The sequence below is a fragment of the Ilumatobacter sp. genome, from assembly GCF_046290335.1.
Lineage (GTDB): Bacteria > Actinomycetota > Acidimicrobiia > Acidimicrobiales > Ilumatobacteraceae > Ilumatobacter_A.
Genome location: NZ_JBKAGH010000005.1, coordinates 185,593 through 208,440 on the forward strand (window position 1 = coordinate 185,593; position 22,848 = coordinate 208,440).

Genomic DNA, 22,848 nt, shown 5'->3' on the forward strand with positions numbered 1-22,848 from the left:
CGTCGAATGGACAGGACGGACTTGCACTCGTGGCGTTTCTATGCCACGCTCGGTGACTGTCATACGACAGACACGAACGAGCACCACGGCGGCGTTCGAAAACAGGGAGCGGACATGAAACGACGCAGAGCACTCTGCGCAGTGGCGGTCACCGTCGCAGCCATCATCACCACGACGGCGGCCTCGCCGACGGTGAGCGCCGAGACGACGACCACGGTCGTCACGAGCGACGAGAATCCGACGCCGGCACAGGTGGCAGCAGCTGAGCCATCGAGCGGCTGGAACATCGGGCGTGACGGTGGCTTCATCACACCGTTCGAGTTCGTCGACGGTGTGTCGTCGATCGGCGATGGCGCTCTTCGCGTCGGCCCGATCGGCAACGACCTCAAGGGCCCGGCCGACAAGTTCATCTCCGAGTACGTCATCGGCGTGGAGACCTCCGAGTTCGCCTCGATCAGCTTCGACGTTCTCGTCGACACGCCAACCCCGGCGGCCGATGCCAACGAGTTCTACCTCAACATCTACACCAGCGCACCGGTGGGCGACCCCCTCTACAGCGCGTTCTACAACTGTCGGTTCGACGTGGTCCCGACCACGGCACCGACCGGCGCATTCCGAACCGTGAGCCTCGCCGCAGCCGATACGACCGTGGTCGACGGTTCGCTCAACGTCGTCCCACGCAACGGCTATGCGTGCCCGACCAGCATCAGTGGCATGCCCGCCGGCAGCGTGCTGTCGTTCGTGTCGCTGAACGTCGGCGACACCTCGACCAGCGACCAGGACGTCGCCGGCTACTTCGACAACGTCGTCATCGAGATCGGCGCCGACACCGAGATCTTCGACTTCGAAGCACCCGAGCCTGCGGCGAGCGGCATCGTCGAAACCATCGTCGTGACCGAAGACGAGAACCCCACGACCGAGCAAGCCGCTGCGTTCGAACCGTCGAGCGGCTGGGACATCGGCCGCGACGTGAACAACCTCGCTCCGTTCGAGTTCAACGAAGACGAGGCGTCGATCGGCAACGGCGCACTGCGCGTCGGCCCGGTGACCAACACCATCAAGGGCGCGGCCGACAAGCTCATCACCGAGTACTGGATCAACCAGCCGACATCGGCATTCGAGTCGATCAGCTACGACATCCTCGTCGACACGCCGACGCCAGCCGCCGACGCGAACGAGTTCTACCTCAACATCTACACCAACCTGCCCGGCAGCACGTCGTTCTACGAGTGCCGCTTCGACGTCGTGCCCCCCACGGCGTCCGACACCTTGTTCACGACCATCACCTACAACGCCACGGACGATGCGAACAACGTCCGCGAACGCGGTGGCACGCTGCTGTGCCCCGAGAAGATGAGCGAGATGCCAGCAGGCAGCACGATCTCGTTCATCTCCCTCAGCGTCGGTGACACCTCGGCCAGCGTGCCGCCCAGCGACCAGGACGTGTCCGGCTACTACGACAACGTCGTCATCGAGATCGGCGGCAACACCACCACGTTCGACTTCGAGGCCCCCGAGGCCGGCGAGACCGGCGTCGAGACCATCCGCAAGGTGGTCGAGGACGAAGACGACCCGACCGGTTGGGACATCGTCAACGACGGCTTCACGACCGTGTTCGACTTCAACGACGACAACGCGTCGATCGGTGCTGGTGCGCTCCAAGTCGGCCCGATCGGCAACGACATCAACGGGAACGCCGACAAGTTCATCTCGTCGCACATCATCGACGTCCTGACATCCGACTTCGAGTCGGTCAGCTTCGACGTCCTCCTCGATGGCACGACGCCCGACACCTCGTCGAACCAGTTCTACATCAACCTCTACACCAACATGCCGGGCAGCACGTCGTTCTACGATTGCCGCTTCGACGCGGTGGCAAACACGGCCTACTTGAGCGGCACGCTCCTGAACGCAACGACGTTCACGACGATCGAACTCGCTGCCGACGACGAACCCATCGTGGTCCCCCGCGGCGGCGCCACCTGCCCGACCACTGTCGCTGGCATGCCGGCAGGAAGCACCGTGTCGTTCGTGTCGCTGAACGTCGGTGACACCAGCATCAACGATGCTGGCGTCGGCGGCTACCTCGACAACGTCATCCTCAAGACCGCTGGCAACACCGAGACCTTCGACTTCGACATCGACGAGCCGCCGGTCTTCCCGGTCGCACCCGCCGACGTCACGGTCGAGACCGCCCCAGGCGGGAGCGATGCGGTCGTCACGTTCGACCTCCCCGCCGCCACCGACGACCTCTCGACACCGACGGTGGACTGTGTTCCCGCATCGGGTGACACCTTCCCGATCGGCGTCACGACAGTTACGTGTACCGCGACCGACTCCGCCGACCAGACCGCCGAGGTGACCTTCAACGTCGTCGTCCTTGCCGTCGCGGCCGCTGATGAGCCGCCGTCGTTCGAGTCGGTGCCGGACGACATCGCGGTGTCGACGGCTCCGGGCGCAACCGGTGTCGTGGTCGAATTCGACCTGCCGGTCGCGACCGACGACGACACCGAGAACCCGCCGACCGTGGTGTGCGATCCCGCATCGGGCACCGCGTTCGAGGTCGGTGACACCACCGTCACCTGCACGGCCACCGACTCCGGCGACCAAACCGCCGAGGTCACCTTCACGGTCACCGTGACTGCGACTGCGGCCAGCGACCTCGTCGCCATCGACCCGGCTCGACTTCTCGAGACCCGCACCGGCGAGAACCTGACCACCATCGACGGCGAAGAAGTCGGGGTCGGGCGCAGCAGCGCCGACACGTTCCTCGATGTGCCGATCGCTGGACGTGGCGGCGTGCCCGCCGACGCGATCGGCGCCGTACTCAACGTGGCGGCCATCCAGCCCGACGCAGCGGGCTTCGTCACGCTGTACCCGTGCACCGACGAGATCCCGACGGCCGCCTCACTCAACTACGAGGCAGGCGTCAACATCTCCAACGCCACCTTCGTCGACCTGTCCGACGACGGCGACGTGTGCCTGTACACCTCCAACGTGGCCGACTACACCATCGACGTCGTCGGCTACCTGCCAGCAGAGAGCCGACTCGGTCTCGTCGAACCGGCCCGATTCCTCGAAACCCGCGACGTCGACGGCCTCATCACCATCGACGGCGAGGCGCAGGGTGACGGCGTCGTCACCGGCGACACCTTCGTCGAGGTCCAGATCACCGGACGCGACAACGTGCCCGACGGAGCCGTCGCCGCGATGGTCAACGTCGCCGCGGTCCAACCCACAGCCAACGGCTTCCTCACGCTGTACCCCTGCACCGATGAGGTCCCGCTGGCAGCGTCGCTGAACTACACGCCCGGCACGAACATCTCCAACGCCACGATGGTCGAGCTCTCGGCCACCGGCTCGCTGTGCGTGTACGCCTCGTCGACCACCCACGTCACCCTCGACGTGGTCGGCTTCGCCCCACCGGGCACCGACGTCGGAACGGTCGAACCCGCCCGCCTGCTCGAAACCCGCCAGGGCGACGACAAGGCAACCATCGACGGCGAAGAAGAAGGAGCCGGCATCTCGATGACCGACTCGTTCCTCGAGGTGCAGATCGCCGGACGCGCAGGTGTACCGGCGACCGCCGACTCGGTGATACTCAACCTGGCGGCCGTCCAGCCGCTCGGAGTCGGGTTCGCGACGCTCTACCCGTGCACCGACGACGTGCCACTCGCGGCGTCGATCAACTACACCGCCGGCGTCAACATCTCCAACGCCACACTCGTCGACCTCTCCGACGACGGCACCGTGTGCGTGTACACGTCGACGCCGACCCACCTCACCCTCGACGTGCTCGGCTACGTGAACACCAGCGTCGACGACGCGACCTGAGCAACATCAACACACACTGAACAACCGATTCAGCGGGTCGACGAACCCTCGTCGACCCGCTGAATCGCGCTCGGGGAACCCAGCATCGCGATGAGATCGTCGAAGGGCATCGCGGCCGCCAGCAGATACCCCTGCGCCAACGGGCAGCCGAACTCGCGGAGTAAGTCGAGTTGCTCGTCGGTCTCGAGTCCTTCGGCGACGACCGTGTAGCCGAGCCGATCGGCGAGCGCCAGCACGGACCGGAGGATCTCGCGTTCGCGCGGGTCGTTGGTCGCATCCCGCAACACGTCGCTGTCGAGCTTCAGTTGATCGACGTTGCGCCAACGCAGTCGCTCGAAGGTCGCGTGGCCCGAACCGAAGTCGTCGACGGAGATCGTCACGCCGAGCGCCGACAAGCGGTCGATCGCCTGGGTGATCGATGCGGTGTCGTGAATGTCCTGTTCGGCGATCTCGAACACCAATTGCGCAGGTCGAACGTCGGCGGCCTCACATTCGCGCAGAAACCACCGTTCGAAATCCCGGTCTTCGAGGGCTCGGATCGGGAGGTTCACAGAGACCGACATCTCGAATCCGGCATCGCTCAGCCGGCGAGCGGCGCCGATCGCATCGCAGACCATCGCTCGCGTGAAGTCACCGGCACGCTCCGACATCAGGACGACGTCGAGGAACGCTGCTGGCCGGAGCAGGCCGAAGGTGTCATGGTTCCATCGCGCCAAGCCCTCGACACCGACGATCGAACCGTTTGCCAGATCCACGATCGGCTGATAGTGCAGACCCAACGCCCCCGTGGCCAAGGCGTCGGGCAGCGCCGCCGACAACGCCGTCTGACGAGCGAACTCACGACCCATCTCCCGATCGAAGACCGTAGAGATCTGACCGAGGCGCTTCGCTCGGTACATCGCAATGTCGGCGTGTCGCAGCATCGTCGAGCCGTCGGTCGCACCGACGACCGCCTGCGCGATCCCCGCCGAGATCGAGGTCGTCAGCGTCACACCGCTGACCTCGACCGGTCGTGACACCTCGAGCGCGAAGCGGTCGACCGCAGCGACGACATCGGTCGGATCGCTCATTCCGTCCAGGATCACGGCGAACTCGTCGCCGCCCAGCCGGGCCAATACGTCGCCGGGGCGCAAGCACGCCGTGAGCCGTTCGGCCACGACCTCGAGCAAATCGTCGCCCGCTTCATGACCGAGCGTGTCGTTGACCTCCTTGAACCGGTTCAGATCCATCACGATCAGGTAGTGCCCGACCTCGTGCTCGCGCAGGCCGAGTTCGGCCAGCAGCCAGCGACGGTTGCGCAACCCGGTCAACGAGTCGGTCGACGCTTCGGCCGTGACCTTGTGGAGACCCGCCTGCTGTGCGGTGACGTCGATACTGAAACCGCGGAGATGTATCCGATTTCCGTGCATCACCACTCTCGACACGTCGCGCAGCCAGATCCAACGCCCTTCGCCCGTCCTGATCCGTGCCGTACGGTCGATCACCGTGCCGACCACCGCCTTGTCATCCGTCATCCAGTAGCCCTCGATGTCGTCAGGATGGATGAGGCGGCGGTGATCGATCGACAACCACACGTCACGCGGCCAACCGACGACGCTGTCGGTGTCGCCGACCACGTCGACGATGCCCCGTGACAGGTCGGTGAGATGCGCAAGTCCACCAGCCGCGCCGATCGCAAGCAGCAGGTCACCCCGAGCCGACAGCATCGACGACCGCATCCGGTACCCCGTGAAGCCGAAACCGAACAGCAACAGAGCGACGATCGCGGTGACGCGAACGTACTCCTCGTGTCCGCCGACACCGCCGAGCACCCCGACGCCGATCGTCGCGAGTCCGGCCGCTGGCAGGTAATACCGGTTCGGCGCGAGCACGGCATAGTTGGAGATCACTGCCGCCAAGATCAGCACGCACACCATGTAGTACCCGGGCGCCACGACGAGGAACGCCACGAACGCCAAGATGTCCAACAAGACCTGAGCGTGTCGGAACGAGTCACCGATACGCCACGCCGCCGCCAGCAACGGCTGCGCAACGGCGACCAAGCAGGCAATCGCTGCGACGCCGTACGCAGACGGCCGGTCACCGAACACGAGTGCGAGCGCCGCGAAGGCGAGCACCGCCATCATCCGAGCCACGACCAGACTGTCCGTCGGGCTCACCGTGGTCGTGACGACGCGGTCCTCGCCGGTACCAGCCTCGAAGACACCTGGCGAGCGCGACAATTGGGTGCGCGCACCGATCTCCGACGTACTCGTGTCCATCGGAAGTCCATCGGCACGTCACGCACAGGGCTTGAAGCCCGATCTGGAGACGCCGATCAGCCGGCGTCGGTGATCTCGCGGCGCAGGTCGCGGATCTCGTCACGCAGCTTCGCCGCGTACTCGAACTTGAGATCGGCGGAGGCGGTGTGCATCTCCTCCTCCAACGTCTGGATGAGACGCTGCAACTCCTGCTGCGGCAGGTTCTTGAGTTCCTGCTGCACCTTGTCACGCTCGCGTTGACGACGACGATCCTTGCCCGGAACCGGTGCACCGCCGTCAGGGCCACGCAGCATCGACAAGATGTCGCCGACCGCCTTGCGGATCGTCTGCGGATCGATGCCGTGCTCGGCGTTGTACGCCAACTGCAGATCGCGCCGTCGCTGCGTCTCGGAAATGGCTGCCGTCATCGAATCGGTCATCTTGTCGGCATACATCACGACCTGCCCGGCGACATTGCGAGCGGCGCGACCGATCATCTGGATGAGCGAGGTCTCGGACCGCAAGAACCCTTCCTTGTCGGCGTCGAGAATGCAGACGAGTGACACCTCCGGTAGGTCGAGCCCCTCTCGCAGCAGGTTGATGCCGACGAGCACGTCGAATTCGCCGAGACGCAGGCCCCGCAAGATCTCGATGCGCTGGATCGTGTCGATGTTGGAGTGCAGATACCGGACGCGCAAGCCCTGCTCGAGCAGGTAATCGGTGAGATCTTCGGCCATCTTCTTCGTCAGCGTGGTGACCAGCACTCGCTCGCCGTTCACGATGCGCCCGTTGACCATCTCCATCAGGTCGTCGATCTGCCCCTTCGTCGGTTTGACGATGACCTCGGGATCGATGAGACCGGTCGGACGGATCACCTGCTCGACGACCTGGCTCGACACACGCAACTCGTACGCCGACGGCGTGGCCGACAAGAAGATGCCCTGATTGATCCGTTCGAGTACCTCTTCGAAGGTGAGCGGCCGGTTGTCACGCGCCGACGGCAGACGAAACCCGTGCTCGACCAGCATGTCTTTACGGCTGCGGTCACCGGCGTACTGACCGTGCAGCTGCGGGACCGCCACGTGGCTCTCGTCGACGACGAGCAAGAAGTCGTCGGGGAAGTAGTCGAGCAACGTGAATGGCGGCTCGCCATACTCGCGGCCATCCATGTGCATCGAGTAGTTCTCGATGCCGTTGCAGTAGCCGACCTCGCTCATCATCTCGAGGTCGTACTGCGTTCGCATCCGGAGCCGCTGCGCCTCGAGCAGCTTGCCCTGCTCCTCGAACTCCTTGAGCCGTACCTGCAATTCGTGCTCGATCTTGCCCATCGCTGTCTGGAGTCGCTCCGCGCTCGTCGCGTAGTGCGTCGCCGGAAAGAGATACGCCCGCGGCAACTCGCGGAGCTGCTCGCCGGTGAGCGGGTCGATGGTCGTGATCCGCTCGATCGTGTCGCCGAACATCTCGACACGCAGCACGTTCTCCTCGTACGCCGGATGGATCTCGATCGTGTCACCACGCACCCGGAAGTTGCCGCGCCCGAGGGTCATGTCGTTGCGGTCGTATTGCATGTCGACGAGCCGCCGCAGGATCGACCGCATGTCGTAGTCGACGCCGACGTTGAGGTCGAGCAGATGCCCCCGGTACTCCTCCGGGTTGCCCATGCCGTAGATGCATGACACCGACGCCACGACGATCGTGTCACGACGGGTCAGCAGCGCGGCGGTGGCCGAGTGCCGCAAACGGTCGATCTCGTCGTTGACCGACGAGTCCTTCTCGATGTAGGTGTCGCTCGACGGGATGTAGGCCTCGGGCTGGTAGTAGTCGTAGTAGGAGACGAAGTACTCGACTCGGTTGTTCGGGAAGAACTCCCGCATCTCCTGAGCGAGTTGCGCGGCGAGCGACTTGTTCGGCGCGAGGATCAGCGTCGGACGTTGCGTCTTCTCGATCGTCCACGCGATCGTCGCCGACTTGCCCGACCCGGTGATGCCCAGCAACGTCTGGAACCGCTCCCCCGCCTGGACCCCCGAGGCCAACGCCTCGATCGCCTGCGGCTGATGGCCGGCCGGCTCGAAGTCGGACACGACCTTGAACACCTGGTCACCGTCGGCGCTGTAGTTCTCGGCCTGGACGTCGCCCTCACGGCCTGCGGTCAGCAGCGACAGATCCTGCTCGATCTTGCGGCCGCCGGCTGCCGGTGCGTCGGTCAGCTCCTCCGCGTCGACGATGTCAGTCATCGCAGCATTCTACCTGACACGAACATTCGTTCGCAGCAGCCGGCGCTCGACAAGCTGCCAGCTACATGTACCCGGCGACATCGACGACGAGATCGGTCGTCGCCGAGCTTCGGACGCACACTCGGCCGTTGGAGACCCTCGTGATCACGTTGTTGCCAGCGGTCTGGCCCGCGGAGAAGTTCAATGCCGACGTCAACGGTGGTTCCTCGAAATCGCCCACGCACGCCCAGACCGTCACGAATCCGCTCTGTTGCGGGTTCACCGCGGTCATGTTCAGCACCGCAAGGTTCGGATTGCCGCCGACTCCTGCGCGGTCCCCGATATGGATCACCTGATTGACAGCCGGATTCATCGGGGCCTCGGTGGCCGCTGCACCGTCCACCGTCGTCTCACCTCGACGCGTCTCGTAGATACGAGCGGGAACGATCGATTGGAATCCCGAGTCGGAAGCGAAGTGTCCAGATACATCCACGCTCAGGTCGGTCGCGGCGGACGTGAATATGCACACTTCTCCGGTACCACTGATCTTGCTGATCACGTTGTTTCCGACGGTCTCGCCCGCTCCGAAATTGAGCGACGAGGCCGTGGGCTGATCGGAATCGCAAGGCCAGACGGTCAGGTATCCGCGCCGCTCCGGTCGGATCGCTGTGACGTTGAGCACCACCGTCGCTGCCTCGGGATCGACTCCGGCGCGATCCTCGATGGCCACGCGAAGGACGTCGCCGCTCGCGAGCCTCCCGACGGCTTCCTGCCGCCCGTCGACCGTCTCGCCCGCAGCTCGCGTGTCGAGCAGACGACCCGGCACGACGGAACCGAATCCGGCATCCGGCCACAGGTATCCACCGACGTCCACGACCAGGTCGACGGCAGCCGACGTGAACAGGCACACCGAGTCATTCGTACCGATCCGACTGACTACGTTGTTGCCCTTGGCCTGACCAGCTCGATAGTTGAGCGAAGACGTCAACGGCGGCTCCGCCCCACAGGGGTACACCGTGATGTACCCATTGCGGTCGGGCCGTACCGCCGTGACGTTGATGATCACCGACTCCGCAGCGTCGGGCACTCCCGCCCGGTCACGAACACGCAGCGGCGTCACCGATCCGGCCGGCCGTCGACCGATCGCCTGAGCGACCCCATCGACGGTCACCTCACCCTTGCGAGAGTCGAGCAGTCGCGCGGGTGCGAGACTGCTCAACGCTGGCAGCTGGCGTCGAGTGATGAACGCGCTACGCCGTGTCGACAACGGCTCCATGCCGATCAGCGTCGATTTCTGGGAGAGCTCTACGTCACCTGCACCGCCCACGACCACGACATCGCCATCGCCGATGGACTCAGTCGACGCAGGAATCGATCCCATTTCTTCGAGGCCCAGGTCAATCCGTTCCCACGTGGTTTCCCCGAGCGCCCCGACCACACGCCAGAGAACGTCTCCGCCTTGCACCGAGGCGACCGAGCCCGTCTGGTCGAACTCCAACAGGTACGACTCGAGCGCCGCGTTGAGCTCCGGATCCTGTCGTGCATCGGGGAACGCCACCTCACCCAGAATGCGGCCGTCGGCGGGATCGAGGGAGAGGATCAATCGCCGCTCGACCAGTAGGTCTGGCGAGCTGGAGACATCCTCGCAGGTGTACACCCACAACTCGTCCGGCGCCGAGCGGATGACGTCGACGACGGTCCCATTGCTGACGAGCAGCTTGGCGCCACAGCCGTAGCCGAAGTGCCGGATCGTCGTCTGGCTCGCACCGCCCTCGTCGACTCGCACGAGACCTATCGCTTCATCGACGAACGAGATGGGTTTGGGCAGATATCCACCGACCCACGTCGCGCCCTGCTGACCAGACGCAACGCTGAGCAACGGTCCGCGAAGAAATGGATCGGCGAACTCTTCTGGCATGTCGACCGACCACGCCTCACCGAGTTCGGCGTCGAACTCCGCGAGGGTCATGTCATCCGCTCGAATCGGGTCGCCTCCGCCCGGACTGCGAAAGACCCTTGTTGGGGCAACCAACCTCACCCCGCCTCCGGGCGCGGCCAGAAGTCCAGAGGGAGAACCGACGTCAGAGCGAACCTCCGCTGCTCCGACGAACCGCTTCACTGCGATGACGCCGTCGACGTCCGCTGACACGAGATCGAAGGAGTTCGGCACCGGATCATCAGGGTTCAGGTCGTTGCGGCACAGGAAGTACGCAACTCCCGTGACGTCGATGGCAGAGTCCGACTCCTCAGGATCATCGCAGCCGACTTCTCCGGGGAGTGGCGCTGTCCACACCACCGCACCTGCGGCGTCTCGATATTGCACGAACGATGCAAAGGTGAGCCCGACATCGATGCCTTCGAACTGTCCGGAGAAGACGCCGAAGATGACCGCCCCTCCGTCAGCGGTCGTCACGACCTCATTGAACTGGGAGAAATCCGTTGGACCGCCGTCACCGTAGGTGAAGTCCCACTCCGCGTCTGCCGCGCCCGGAATGGCCAACGAGAGCGCCATCGCGACCCCAATCAGCGTCCGGCTTCGTAGCCGACGACTACCCGTCCTCCGAAGTGACATGGCTCCAACAGTAGCCCGACCATCGAGCTACCACGGCGGTGCGACGACGCACTCAGCGGTCGTACGAGTGGAGTCGGATACGGAGCGTGTCGATGGCGTAGGCGTCCATCGACAGCACCTCGAAATCGCCGATCGCCGTCGAGACGCTGTCGCCGACCGAGGGGATCTCGTCGAACGCGGCGATCACGTAGCCGGCAACGGTCTGCCACTCCCCTTCCGGCAGCGGAATGCCCGTGTACTCCTCGAACTCGTCAGGCCGCAGCGTCGCCGTGATGCGGAACGAACCGTCGCCGAGATCGACACAGTCACCGTCACGACGATCGGACTCGTCGTCGAAGTCGCCGATCAGTTCCTCGAGTACGTCTTCGAGCGTGACCAGGCCGACCACCGTGCCGTGTTCGTCGATGACGAGCGTGAGGTGCTGGCGGTCGGTACGCATCTCCAACAACAGGTCCTCGAGCCGGTGATGCTCTGGGGTCACCATGACGTCACGCGTGATCGTGCCGACCGGCGTCGTCGGCCACGTACCGTGCGGGAGGCGCAAGAGATCCTTGGCGTGAACGAACCCCTTGACGTGGTCGAGATCGCCGTCGAACACGACGATACGACTCCGTCCGGTTCGGTGCGCTTCGGCCGCGGCGACGTCGGCCGTCGAGTCGGCCGACACGGCGATGATGTCGCGTCGCACCGTCATCGCGTCGGCCGCGGTCAGCCCGGACAGCTGCAACGAGCGGGTGAGGAGTTGATGCTCGGTGGCGGCAATGCCACCCTGGCCGGCTGATTCGTCGAGCAGCAAGCGGAGATCGTCAGGCGAGTGCGCCATCGCCCGCTCGTCCTGGGGCTCCACCCCCACCGCCCGCACGACCACGTTGGCGATGCCGTTCATCAACCAGATGAACGGACGGAAGATCGTCACGAAAAGCCGGAACGGGCGGGCGAGTCGGAGCGCCGACGACTCGGGATGCGAGATCGCCCACGACTTCGGCGCCATCTCGCCCACCACCATGTGCAAGAACACCACGAGCGACAGCGCGAGCCCGAAACCGATCACGTGGGTGACCGTGTCGGACAGCGTGAACCACTCGCCGAGCGCACCTTCGATGGCCGCCGCCACGGCCGGTTCGGCGACGATACCGAGACCGAGCGAACACATCGTGATGCCGAGCTGAGCGCCGGCGAGCATGAGCGTCAACTCACGGATTCCCTGCAGCGCCGACTTGGCCTTCTTGTTCCCGTCAGCGGCCAGCTGCTCGATGCGCGAACGCCGCGACGCCAAGAGCGCGAACTCCGCCGCGACGAAGAATCCGTTGAGCGCCAGCAGCACGAGAGCGATCAACAAGCTCCACCAGTTGACGACGATGCCTGCCTCGGCGGCGATCACTGCGGTGATCATCGCTCGCCCCCGTCCGATCGTTCCGGCGAGGCCGCGTCGGTGTCTCGGGAGCCAGCGCTGTCGGCGTCGTCAGCGGTGCGCCCCTCGTCATCGGGCTCCGACAGGCCCGCGGCCGGATCGACCTCGAGGCGGATCTGGGCGATCCCGTATCCTTCGACGGCCACGACCTCGATCCGAACACCGTCGACGACGACGGCGTCGCCGACTTCGGCGATGCGCTCGATCCGATCGAGGATCAGGCCAGCAACCGTGTCGTACTCGCCGTCGGGAAGTTCCAGCCCCGTGACACGCTCGATCTCGTCCGGACGAGAGGTTCCCGAGACCAACCAGACACCCGGCGACACCTCGACCTGTTCGATCGGCTCCGTCGGGTCGTACTCGTCCTCGATCTCGCCGACCAGTTCCTCGACCACGTCCTCCAGGGTGATGATGCCAGCCGGGGCGCCGTACTCGTCGATGACGAGCGCCATCTCCGTCGAATGTGTCCGCAATTGAGTGAGCACGATGGTCAAGCTCGCCGCCTCGGGCACGGCGATCACCTCGTGCATCAGGGTCGCCACCGATGTGGAGTCGTAGGCAGAACGGGCGACGCCCAGCAGATCCTTGGCATGCACGATGCCCGCCACGGCGCCGTCGGCATCGACGACCGGGAAACGCGAGCGACGGCTCGCCATCGCATCACGCAGCATCGCTGCCGTCGCCGTGTCCTCGATGGTGATGACGCGATTCCAGGCCACCATCGCATCGGACGCTTCGAGTTCGGCGAAGTCGATCGCGCGTTCCAGCAACGCCGCTTGCGACGCAGTGAGGTGCCCGCTCTCGGCGGAGGAGTCGACGATCAGGTCCAGTTCGTCGGCCGAGACTCCACCGTGCAGTTGCTGGACCGGCTCGATACCCAGCAGGCGCAGCAAGCGGTTCGCCGCACCGTCGAAGAGCCGGATGAGCGGCCCGGCGACCTTCATGAACAGCAGTGTCGAGGTCGCCACGGCTCGTGCGACCGGCTCGGGCTTGGCGATCGCGAGGTTCTTCGGCGCGAGCTCACCGAACACCATCTGCGCCACCGTGGCGAGGATGAACGCGATGGTCAGCGAGATCCCGAAGCTGCTCCCCTCGGGAACACCCAGCGATTCGAGCGGGCCCTCGATGACACCGGCGATCGCCGGGCGAGCGATGAAACCCAGCACGAGCGACGTGACCGTGATGCCGAGTTGTGCGCCCGAGAGCATGAAGCTGAGGCGCTGGTGCACCTCGACGGCCCGAGCCGACTTGCGGTCGCCAGCATCGGCCTGTTCGGCGAACTTCTGACGCCGCGACGCCACGTAGGCGAATTCGGCTGCCACGAAATAGCCGTTCGCCGCGATCAACACGACGACACCGATCAGGCCGAGTACTTCGGTCATCGCGGACTAGGAGGGTGACGGACCGCCCGAAGCGAGCGGCCCGACGCAGATTCGTACTCGTCCGACATGATCGCCGTGAGTGTAGTGCCTCGCCGAATGAGACACCTACGTTCAGTGTCACCACGAGATCAGAGCGAGATAGAGCAAGAGGCGGGTGGATCGCGGGTCCAGCGGGTACGGTCGCGGACATGCAGTTCCACGACATCACCATGACGTCGATCACGGGCGAGCAGGTGGCCTTCGACGAGTACCGAGGCAAGCTCGCCTTGGTCGTCAACGTCGCCAGCGCTTGAGGCCTCACGCCTCAGTACGCAGGTCTGCGTACGCTCCACCACGACAACGACGACCTGGTCGTCCTCGGCATTCCGTGCAACCAGTTCGGCGGCCAAGAACCCGGTTCCGAGGAGGAGATCCTCGAATTCGTCACCACGAAGTTCGACGTCGACTTCCCGATGTTTTCGAAGATCGACGTGAACGGCGAGAACGAAGCGCCGCTCTACACGCTGCTCAAGGCGGCGCAACCCGGTGACGGCGAAACGCCCGACATCGTCTGGAACTTCGAGAAGTTCCTCGTCGACGGCGACGGCAACGTGCTCAAGCGGTACGCACCGCCCGTCTCGCCTGCCGACATCGCAGCCGAACTCGACCAGTTCCGCTGACCCCCGACGTCGGGCGAGTCTGACCTTCGACGTCGGCGAGTCCGACGATCAACGTCGGGCGAGTCGCCGTACCAACTCGAAGGTCGCGTCGTCGCTCGGTCCACCGATGTCGGCGAGGCGCTTTTCGCACGTCTCGAGGCTCCGCCGAGCCGCGGCGAGGTCTCCTCGACTCAGGTGAGCAGCGATCAGCGCTCGGTGGGCCGACTCCGACCACGGCTCGACGGTCAGCACGTCGCTGACCGTGTCGATGGCATCCGCCTCACGGCCCGTGGCCACGAGCAGTTCGGCGACGCGTACCCCACCGGCCACGTAGCGACTGCGCAGACGGTCTCGCTGGAACACGGCCCAGTCGTCATAGCACTCCGGTACGAGATCACCGCGATAGAGGCCGACCGCATCGAGGTACGGCGGAATCGACAACGACGGGGTGCCGGATCGCTCCAGCGCCACCGCCCGGTCGAGGAGCAATTCGAAGCGGACCACGTCGACGTCGATACCGGCGTCGGGGTTCGTGTCGAGGTCGGCGTCGACACCGGACGCTGCGACGACGAGCCGGATCCGCTGACCGCTCGTGCGCACGAAGAACGTCGCGTCCCCGCCGTGGCGCCCCGGCTCGAGGACCGAGTGAAGCACATTGAGCGTCGAGCGCAGATTTCGCCGCCCGGCCGCGGCGTCAGCTTCGGGCCACAATGCTGCGATCACCCGTTCCCGAGTCGTCTCACCCACCAGGGCGAGATGTGTGAGCAGCGCGCGAACCCGCTCTCGTCGCCAATCCGCGTGCTCGACCACGACGCCGCCGATCGACAACTCGGTTGGCCCGAACACGCTGAGCCGCACCGCAGCAGCGGGGCGGATCGGCATCGCCTCGACCAAGCTGCGCGCACCCGCAGCGACCTCCGCAACCCGATGATCGAACAGCGCCCGCCAGGCCGAACGAGCGCGTTCGCCGAGCAGGTCGATCCAGTCCTCGAGCAGCGGTCCGAGGTCGTCGCGTCCGGCTCCCACCGCCGCAGCCAGCAGCGGAGCTCCGCCACGGAGTCCGACCGACGGCATCATCTCCCCCGCCGACGCCGGATACGCGAGTGTCGCCGCAGCCGTGATGTCGGCGTTCGCGTCGAGCGCGTGGACTGCCAACGCCAGATCGAGGTCGCGTCGATAGAGCGGCCCAAAACCCGGCCGCGTCGATCGGTCGATCAACCAGTCGCGCTCGTCGGGCGCCAGCGGGACGAGGAGCCCGATGGAGAAGAGTCGGTAGAACTCGCCTTGCCCTTCCCGCGGGGTCTCGGCGAGGAAGTCGCGCACGTATCGAGCCGCGTCGTCGTCGCGATGTTGCGCGTACGCCAGGATCGCTTGCGGAAGGCGGATGCTGCCGGTGGTCTGCCATTGACTGGCGTCGCCCGCTGCCTGCTCGACCACGTCGAGCGCAGCCCTCGCCCGTTCGATGTCACCGAGCGCTGCGTGCAGGCAGCACGACCACGTCGCCTGAAGAAATCGGTCGCGCGTGCCGTCCACCGTTCGGGTCGGCTCGGCCAACGACTCCCGGATGCGACCCGCCCGCCATCTCGCACCGCTGTAGATGGCCGCCATCCCAGGGAGAGGCAGCCCGATCTCGTGACATGCCGTCGCCGGCGCAACCGAGTTCTCGCCGAGATTGGCGAGCGCATTGGCGTGCAACCAGAGCACGATCGCGTGCAACTCGTCGCCGAGCGGTCGATCCAACATCTGAGTCGTGAACCCGACCACCTCCTGCGGGCTGGAATTCGACGTGGCGATGAGCGCGCTCGTGAGCATCGGATAGGGCTGTGCCGACACGACGCCTGCCTCGGCCAGAGCCGCCAACTCCGAGAACGCCCACCGCAACCCCGCTACGTCTCGACGAACGTGAGACGCATAGACCAGGGCGCCGAGGCTGACGGCGCTCGCCTCCCCGTCACCGACCGCCCGGAAGCTCGCCGCTGCCCGACGCAGGAGCGAATGGCTGCGCTCGCTACCGGGGTTGTCGAGGCGAGCGACCAACGCTGCGACCAGCACGTGCTCCGGGCAGACATCGGTGTCGGACGCCCCGTCGGCATCCGGCCAGGCGGCTGACCACGAGCGGAGTCGCTCGGGCGACACGCGTGTCGGCGAGAGCAGCGCGGCCCGCAAGCAGCGACCGACGAGTTCGTCGCTCCGGTCGAGGGCGAGCGGCGCGAGCACGTCGAGCGCGTCCTCGCTCGCGCCGTCAGCGAGCAACATCTCCGCAGCCCGCCGACGCGTGGCATCGACGAACGACGGATCGATCGGCGCGAGCAACTCCGACCACAGATCGTGCGCGGCGCATCGGTCGCCGAGCCGGTGAACCAGCGGGAGCACCTCGATGATGCGTTCGCACGCATGCCCCGCCACTCGCTCGAGAACACTCACGTCGCACTCTCCGAGGACGGCGAGGCATCGCAGCACGCTCAGTTCCTCGCCGGTCAGTCCCTGCAGCACCTCCTCGCGGACGAACGTGCGAGCACGTCCGGAGCCGGCGAGTTGCACCAGCGCCGGCCAGCCACCAAACGTCTCGGATGCGACCGTCCCGGACGGCTCACCGAGCACCGTGGCCGATTCCTTCGGGTCGAACGCGAGCGTGGCCTCGTCGAGCACGACACAGTCGCCGATCAGTTCCAACCTCGTCAGCGCGATCTCCGGAATGATCCGACCGGAAAGCACCAGGTGCGCGTTCGACGGCAACGCCGCCACCAGACGATCGATCAACTGCACGCTCGTGCCGCCGCTCAAGAACTGCACGTCGTCGAGCGAGAGGCACACCTGACTCGGCGAACGGGCACCGATCGCCTCGCTCACCGCGCCGATGAACTCGTCGAGTTCGTCGTTGGAAGCTGAGAGGTCGGCGTGGGAAGCTGAGAGACCGAACACGACGGCGAGAGCCTGAGCCAGCGCCGGGGCGCCGGCGTCGGCGGGTTCACAGGCGAGCCAGCAGTCGATGCCGAGCGGTGCGAGCGAGTTCTCGGCGAACGCCTGGGCGATCGACGTGGTCTTCCCGAAACCCGCACCAGCACGCACCACCGTGACGCGTCGGTCGAAACGACCAGCGAGCACGGCCTGCACACGCGGTCGCAGCAGCATGTCCGAACGCGGCTCCGGGGGCCAGTACCGAAAGGGTCGAGCCATGGTCACCTCCCTCGACACCTGCTCGTCTGGCGAGACCCTATCCAAGCTCGTGCACGCCAGCATGCACGCCAGCGTGCGCGCCAGCATGCACGCCGCGGGTCGAGCGACCGTCGAGCCGAGCAGTTCGCGTCAGCACGAACCGCCGTCGGAGTGACAGACTCTGGCGGGACACCTCATGACGAACATCGCTTTCACTCACAACGGTCGGCCGACGGTGGGCGTCGAACTCGAACTCCACCTCGTCGACGCGCGCACGGGTGACCTCGTCTCGGCTGCCAACGACCTCCTCACCGAGCTCGGTCGCGATCATCCCGACGGCGAGCACCCGAAGGCGAAACACGAGCTCTTCCAGAGCACCGTCGAGATCATCACGGGTGTGTGTGACACGCCCGAACAGGCTCGTATCGACCTCCAGACCACACTGGCCGAACTCACCGACGTCGCACGTCCGCGTGGCATCAAGATCGTGAGCTCTGGCACCCATCCGTTCGCGGTCGCCCGCAACCAGATGGTCAGCCCGAAGCAGCGCTACCACGACTTGATCGAGTCGATGCAATGGCCGGCACGTCGTTTGCTGATCTGCGGCATGCACGTCCACGTCGGTGTTCGCGATGGCGAACGAGCGATCACGATCATCAACGAACTGCAGCGGCACCTCCCGCTGTTTCTCGCGCTGTCGTCGTCGAGCCCGTACTTCGAAGGCGAGGACTCCGGGCTCGCGTCGGCACGATCCAAGGTGTTCGAGAGCCTCCCGACCGCAGGCCTTCCGCCGCAGTTGGCCGACTGGGTCGACTTCGAAGCGTTCATGTCGACGCTGATCGACTCCGAGTGCATCCGATCGATTCGCGAAGTGTGGTGGGACATCCGCCCGCATCCGGATTTCGGCACGGTCGAGCTACGAATGTGTGACGCGACCCCGACCATCCGCGAGGCAACAGCGCTCGCCGGTCTTGCCCAGACCCTCGTCGCCTGGTGCGATGCTCGCATCGACGCTGGCGACCTCCCAGCCCCGCCACGCGAGTGGACCGTGCGGGAAAATCGTTGGCTGGCGAGCCGCTACGGCACCGACGCCAGTCTGGTCGTCGAAGGCGACGACGCCAATGTTCCTCGGCGCCGACCGGTCGCCGAGTTGCTCGCAGAGCTGCTGAACGAACTCGACGACACGGCCACATCGCTCGGCACACAGGGAGAACTCGCTGCCGTCGCAGAGATCTTGCACACCGGATCGGGGGCCCGCCGGCAACGCGACTTGATCGGAAGTGGCGCTACTCTCGTCGACGTGGTGCACCATCTCGCCGACGAACTCGCCGCCGAACTCGACGCCGACCGCCCCGACCGCTGACCGATGCCAGCGACCGAACCGAGTACTGCCACCGCGATCGCTGGTTCCACGAACGACTCGCAGGTCGATCGCTGGCTCGATGCACACACCGAAGGTCTCATCGCGTTCCGGCGCAACCTGCACGCTCATCCCGAACTCAGCGGCCACGAGCATGCGACGACCGAGTTCGTCCGCGAACGGCTCGAGATCGCGGGGCTCACGACGAGAACATGGGCTTCGGGCACCGGCCTGGTCTGCGACCTCGACCCAGCAACACCCGGCGCCGAGCCGATGCAGCGACTCGCGCTTCGCGCCGACCTCGACGCTCTGGCGATGCACGACCGCAAAGACGTGGCGTACCGCAGCCAGGTCGATGGAGTCGCGCACGCTTGCGGCCACGACGTCCACACCTCGATCGTGCTCGGCACCGCGCTGTACTTCGCGCATCATCGCGAGCTCGTGCCGGGGCCGCTGCGGTTCATCTTCCAACCGGCGGAGGAGCGCGTCCCGGGCGGAGCGCTCGACGTCATCGCCGACGGCGGGCTGGACGGGGTCGGCGCAGTGATCGGAATGCACTGCGATCCCAAACTCGAGGTCGGCAAAGTCGGCCTCAAGGCAGGTGCGATCTCCTCGGCGGCCGACATGATGACCATCACCCTGTCGGGGCCCGGAGGACACACCGCCCGCCCCGAACTCACCGTCGATCTCGTCACGGTTGCCGCGACCATCGTCACCACGCTCCCCGGACTCGTGCGATCGGCCCTGAGCGGACTCGACGCCTCCGGCACCGCTGCCGACGATGTGCTGGTCAAAGTCGTCTTCGGGTCGTTCCACGCCGGCGACGCCGCCAATGTGATCCCGACACGCTGTGAGTTGCGGGCATCGGTTCGCACCCCGTCACTCGACGTCTGGGAAACGCTCCCCGACGTCGTCGCGACCTGCCTGAACGAGCTGATCGCCGACTCCGGTGCAGCCTTCGAACTCGACTACGTCCACGGGGTTCCGCCCGTCGTCAACGACGCCCACATCATCGACACGGTGCACCGCACGGCCGAGCGCCGATTCGGTGACGACGCCATTCGTGCCGCGGTGCAGAGCTGGGGTGGCGATGATTTCGCCTGGTTCACCCGCGAGCGGCCCGGCGCGTATGTCCGGCTCGGCGTCCACGACCCCGACGGCGGCGGCCCGATGCTCGACCTCCACGCGGGTCATTTCGACGTCGACGAACGCTCCATCGCCATCGGAGTCCGCCTGTTGTGCGGCGCCGTCGACGACTATTTCGGTCCGGCGGTCGATCCAGCGGACGATCCGACGGTCGATCTCGCGAGCGAATGATCCGATGACTGCGGCGTGGGTCTTCGGCTACGGCTCGCTCGTATCGCCCGCATCGATGGCCACCACGATCGGCCGCCCGGTCGCCGCGCCGGACGTCCGCATCGCGGACCTCGCAGGGTTTGGTCGCCGATGGAACTACGGCTCGATGCATCTGCGCGGCTCGTGGTCACACGCGGGTGTCGACATCGTCGATGGCCTGGTCGTCTCGCTCGGACTCGCTGCAGCCGACACCGAGTCGTGCAACGGCGTGATCGTTCGAGTCGACGGCGACGAACTCGCCGCGCTCGACTGGCGAGAGCGTGACTACGAGCGGACCGACGTGAGCGACCGGATCCGCGTCCTCGACGGCGAGGCCATGTCGGAGCCGGTGGTCACGTACGTGCCTCGACCGAGCGCGATCGAGCGCTACGAACGTGGCCGTGACGAAGGACGAGCTGCCGTCCGACGCTCGTACTGGGATCTCGTCCACGACGCGTTCGCGGCACTCGGCGGCGACCACGCCGCCCGGCTGTCGGCGACACCGCAGCCCGACATCCCCGTCGTCGACATCACTCTCGCCCGCTGACCCGCCGCGATGAGCATCATCCGGCAGCGAGCGGATGATGCTCATCGCTCCGGGTCAGTTCGCCGAGTCGTGCTCGGTTTCGGGTCCCGTGTGCGGGAGTTCGAGAAGTTCCGCCCAGAGTTCGTCGACGCGCTGCTCGAGTTCGTCGACGCCGCGTGAGTTGTCGATCACGTGCGTTGCCCGCTCCAGTCGCTGCTCGCGGCTGATCTGGCTGTTGATCCGATTGCGCGCATCGACTTCGTCCATCCCCCGAAACTCGACCACGCGCTGCACGGCGAGGTCGTACGGGATGTCGACCACGATCGTGGCCGCGAGCCCCCGACGAGGGTTCTCGCCGAGGAGCGGGAAGTCGAGCACGACGACCCGGTCGGTCCCGCGGTGTTCATCGATCTGTCGTTGGATCTCCGACTGCATCGCCGGATGCACGATGCCATTGAGATCCTTCAACGCATCCTCGTCGCTGAAGACGATCGACGCAACAGCCGCCCGGTCGAGTGATCCGTCGTCGTTGATGATCTGGCCCCCGAATCGAGCAGCCATCTCCCCGAGCAGCGGGGCCCCAGGGGCCTGGAGATCGCGGGCGATCTGATCGGCATCGACGATCACCGCTCCCCGATCCGCCAACATCGTCGACACCGTCGACTTACCCGCTCCGATTCCACCTGTCAGTCCGACGACGATCACGACAACGAATACTGCCCGACTCCGAGGAGCCGGGCAGCATTCAGTGTGTGTTCGGGTGATCGAGCGATCGGCTCGACCTGGACGGATCAGGCGTCGGTCGCCTCGGCCTCGTCGGGAGCAGCCTCCGCGGCGACCTCGTCAGCAGCAGGCTCTTCTGCAGCAACCTCGTCCGCAGCAGCGTCGTCCGCCGGCACGGCGTCGGAGGAGATGACCGGCTCGTCGCCGTAGTACTCGCTCCAGGCGGCTTCGGCCTCGGCCGAGGCTTCGCCCTGGACGTAGTTGCCTTCCGCGTCGACCTCGAAGTGCTCGCGGTACTCGGCAGCGAGCTCGCCACCCTCGGCGGCCTGCTTGATCGACAGCGAGATGCGGCGACGGGCGAGATCGAGATCGATGATCTTCACCCACAGTTCCTCGCCGGGCGTCACGACTTGCTCGGGGCTGTCGACATGGTGCGCCGACATCTCCGAGATGTGCACGAGGCCCTCGATGCCATCGCCGACCTGGACGAACGCACCGAACTGGACGAGCTTGGTGACTCGGCCGTAGACGAGTTGGCCGACCTGGTGCCCTTCGGCGAACTCCTGCCACGGATCCTGCTGCGTCGCCTTCAGCGAGAGGCTGATGCGCTCGCGGCTGAAGTCGACGTCGAGGACCTGCACCTTGACCGGATCCCCGATGGCGACGACCGAGCCGGGGTGATCGACGTGCTTCCACGACAGCTCCGACACGTGGATGAGTCCGTCCATACCGCCGAGATCGACGAATGCGCCGAACGACACGACACTCGACACGGTGCCTTCGCGGACTTCGCCGACCTTGAGGTTGGTGAGGAACTGGTCGCGAGTCTCCTTCTGGTTCTCTTCCAGGTAGGCGCGACGGGAAAGCACCACGTTGTTGCGGTTCTTGTCGAGTTCGATGATCTTGGCGTGCACCTGCGTGCCGATGTACGGGGCGAGGTCACGCACCCGGCGCAGCTCCACGAGCGATGCGGGCAAGAAGCCGCGCAGTCCGATGTCGACGATGAGGCCGCCCTTGACGACCTCGATGACCGGGCCGGAAACGACTTCGTCGGCTTCCTTCTTGGCCTCGATGTCGCCCCACGCACGCTCGTACTGCGCCCGCTTCTTGGAGAGGACGAGGCGCCCTTCCTTGTCTTCTTTCGTCAGCACGAGGGCTTCGATGACTTCACCGATGCTCACGACTTCGGACGGGTCGATGTCGTTGCGGATGCTCAGCTCGCGGCTCGGGATGACACCCTCGCTCTTGTAGCCGATGTCGAGCAGGACCTCATCCTTGTCGATCTTGACGACGGTGCCGTTGACCATCTGGCCGTCTTCGACCTGGACCATGGTGCCGGCAATGGCTTCTTCGAAGGACATGCCGAGATCGTCTGAGGTGATCTCGCGCGGGGTGTAGTTGCCCTCTTCGTCGAACGTCCCGAACTGGGATTCGGTCGAAGGAGAGGTGGTAGCGGTG

12 protein-coding genes and 1 pseudogene are annotated in these 22,848 nt (G+C 65.8%); 5 read left to right on the forward strand and 8 right to left on the reverse strand.

Going from position 1 to position 22,848, the window contains the following annotated elements; all coding sequences use genetic code 11:
* Positions 1-114 precede the first annotated feature (114 nt).
* Positions 115-3,834 carry an HYR domain-containing protein gene (locus ACE37B_RS18595; protein ID WP_409924832.1) on the forward strand — a complete coding sequence of 1,240 codons (3,720 nt, stop codon included), beginning with the start codon at positions 115-117 and terminating at the stop codon, positions 3,832-3,834.
* Positions 3,835-3,863: 29 nt separating this feature from the next.
* Here ACE37B_RS18595 and ACE37B_RS18600 read toward each other — a convergent pair whose 3' ends face one another.
* The 5 genes from ACE37B_RS18600 to ACE37B_RS18620 form a co-directional block, all read right to left on the reverse strand.
* Positions 3,864-6,095, reverse strand: a complete 2,232-nt coding sequence (locus ACE37B_RS18600; RefSeq protein WP_409924833.1) for a putative bifunctional diguanylate cyclase/phosphodiesterase — start codon at positions 6,093-6,095, stop codon at positions 3,864-3,866.
* Positions 6,096-6,151: 56 nt separating this feature from the next.
* Positions 6,152-8,308: an excinuclease ABC subunit UvrB gene (gene uvrB, locus ACE37B_RS18605; protein ID WP_409924834.1), complete on the reverse strand. Its 2,157-nt coding sequence runs from the start codon at positions 8,306-8,308 to the stop codon at positions 6,152-6,154.
* Positions 8,309-8,369: 61 nt separating this feature from the next.
* Complete coding sequence (locus ACE37B_RS18610) at positions 8,370-10,799, reverse strand: hypothetical protein (RefSeq protein WP_409924835.1); 2,430 nt, start codon at positions 10,797-10,799, stop codon at positions 8,370-8,372.
* Between the two features lie 112 nt (positions 10,800-10,911).
* Positions 10,912-12,252, reverse strand: coding sequence for a hemolysin family protein (locus ACE37B_RS18615; RefSeq protein ID WP_409924836.1), 1,341 nt, complete (start codon positions 12,250-12,252; stop codon positions 10,912-10,914).
* Entirely contained in the window at positions 12,249-13,652 is a 1,404-nt protein-coding gene (locus ACE37B_RS18620) for a hemolysin family protein (protein ID WP_409924837.1), read from the reverse strand. Before ACE37B_RS18620 ends, ACE37B_RS18615 begins: the two co-directional genes overlap by 4 nt.
* 305 nt (positions 13,653-13,957) lie before the next feature.
* On the opposite strand from ACE37B_RS18620, the pseudogene ACE37B_RS18625 reads away from it, so the two are divergent.
* A pseudogene (locus ACE37B_RS18625) lies at positions 13,958-14,311 on the forward strand (glutathione peroxidase); the annotation flags it as partial.
* 48 nt (positions 14,312-14,359) lie between these two features.
* Here the strand turns inward: ACE37B_RS18625 and ACE37B_RS18630 are convergent.
* Positions 14,360-17,467: a BTAD domain-containing putative transcriptional regulator gene (locus ACE37B_RS18630; RefSeq protein ID WP_409924838.1), complete on the reverse strand. Its 3,108-nt coding sequence runs from the start codon at positions 17,465-17,467 to the stop codon at positions 14,360-14,362.
* A 175-nt stretch (positions 17,468-17,642) separates the two neighbouring features.
* Here ACE37B_RS18630 and ACE37B_RS18635 point away from each other — a divergent pair, with 175 nt between their 5' ends.
* From ACE37B_RS18635 to ACE37B_RS18645, 3 genes are read left to right on the forward strand one after another with little or no spacing between them, the layout of a single operon-like run.
* Positions 17,643-18,809 (forward strand): glutamate--cysteine ligase, encoded by a 1,167-nt coding sequence (locus ACE37B_RS18635; protein WP_409924839.1) that lies wholly within the window; start codon positions 17,643-17,645, stop codon positions 18,807-18,809.
* 3 nt (positions 18,810-18,812) lie between these two features.
* Positions 18,813-20,123, forward strand: coding sequence for an amidohydrolase (locus tag ACE37B_RS18640; protein ID WP_409924840.1), 1,311 nt, complete (start codon positions 18,813-18,815; stop codon positions 20,121-20,123).
* Between the two features lie 4 nt (positions 20,124-20,127).
* Entirely contained in the window at positions 20,128-20,688 is a 561-nt protein-coding gene (locus ACE37B_RS18645) for a gamma-glutamylcyclotransferase family protein (protein ID WP_409924841.1), read from the forward strand.
* A 54-nt stretch (positions 20,689-20,742) separates the two neighbouring features.
* Here the strand turns inward: ACE37B_RS18645 and coaE are convergent, their stop codons facing one another.
* Together coaE and rpsA are read right to left on the reverse strand one after the other, a co-directional pair.
* Positions 20,743-21,372, reverse strand: a complete 630-nt coding sequence (gene coaE, locus ACE37B_RS18650; protein WP_409924842.1) for a dephospho-CoA kinase — start codon at positions 21,370-21,372, stop codon at positions 20,743-20,745.
* A gap of 86 nt (positions 21,373-21,458) precedes the next feature.
* Positions 21,459-22,751: a 30S ribosomal protein S1 gene (gene rpsA / locus ACE37B_RS18655; protein WP_409924979.1), complete on the reverse strand. Its 1,293-nt coding sequence runs from the start codon at positions 22,749-22,751 to the stop codon at positions 21,459-21,461.
* Positions 22,752-22,848 lie beyond the last annotated feature (97 nt).